Source organism: Psychrobium sp. 1_MG-2023 (assembly GCF_030689115.1).
Lineage (GTDB): Bacteria > Pseudomonadota > Gammaproteobacteria > Enterobacterales > Psychrobiaceae > Psychrobium.
In genome coordinates this window covers 1-1,229 of sequence record NZ_JAUYVJ010000070.1, presented here as the reverse complement: position 1 = coordinate 1,229, position 1,229 = coordinate 1, and the positions used below count along the sequence as shown (strand labels likewise).

Genomic DNA, 1,229 nt, shown 5'->3' with positions numbered 1-1,229 from the left:
TATTCTGGTCTAATAACACTGGACACTTCGATTTAGAATAATACTATTATTAATCGAGGTGAGTATGACAACAAAACGTAAATATCAAAGCTATAACAAAGAATTTAAAGATGGGGCGCTTGCTCTGGTTTATGATCAAGGCTATAGCGTTAGCGAAGCGGCAAGTGCTGTTGGAATAACGACTAGCCTGCTTTATAGCTGGAAACAAAAACAAGATGAACTGACAAACTCCGATATTAGTGCCGATGAATTAGCGGAGTTAAAATCCTTACGGAAAGAAGTTAAAACGCTTCGTATGGAGAAAGAAATACTAAAAAAAGCCAGTGCCTTCTTTGCAAAGGAAATGAAGTAAAATTTAGGTATATCAGGGCGTCACGCTCTAAATACCCTACAAATTTACTTTGTAATGCACTTAATGTAAGCCGTAGTGCATTTTATGATTGGTTAACAAGACCAGCTAAGGTTATTAGTGTCGAAGAGCTTAATCTTTACCGCAGTGCTAAGCGTCTATTTGAACGCAGTCGAGGTAGTTTAGGCTCTCGCCAGTTATCCAAGAACCTATGTGATGAAGGCTTTAGCATTGGCCGCTATGCCACGAGAACAGTGATGAGAAAGCTGAAACTCGTCGTGTCTCAGCGTCAAGCATATAAAGTAACAACGAAGCGTAAACACAGTGACACTGTAGCCGATAATATTTTAAATCAACAGTTTAATCCGCCATCTATCAATCACTCGTGGGCAGGTGACGTCACCTACTTAAAAACGCATGAAGGCTGGATGTATTTAGCTATCGTTATGGACTTGTATTCGCGTCGTATCATTGGTTGGTCTGTTTCCAAGCGTATGACAGTCGACCTAGTCGCGAAAGCACTAAAAATGGCTATAACACTTAGGAAGCCGAATAAGGGCGTTATTTTTCATAGTGATCGTGGCTCACAATATACTAGCCATACTTTCGGCCGCTTACTAAAAAATAACGGCATAGTAGCCTCGATGAGCAGTGTTGGTGCGTGTTTAGATAATGCAGTGGTTGAGCGTTTTTTTGGAAGCTTGAAGCACGAATGGTTGGTAAACGTGACCTACTTAACCCGACAGTCAATGAAGCATGATGTGAACGAATATATTAAGTACTACAACCATGAAAGGCTACACACAACACTTGGTGATAAAACACCAATTAACTATGAGAAATTACAGAATGAAGTGTCCGGTTGGACTTGACCAGAATA

The 1,229-nt window shown here is 40.3% G+C and carries 1 protein-coding gene; it reads left to right on the top strand.

Translation table 11 applies throughout. The features are described from left to right. Nucleotides 1-64: 64 nt before the first annotated feature. Nucleotides 65-1,221, top strand: a protein-coding gene (locus tag Q8W26_RS17785; protein ID WP_305473877.1) for an IS3 family transposase whose coding sequence is annotated in 2 segments (ribosomal slippage) — nt 65-326 and nt 326-1,221 — 1,158 coding nt in all. Because the reading frame shifts where the segments join, the coding sequence is not laid out codon by codon here. Nucleotides 1,222-1,229: the final 8 nt, after the last annotated feature.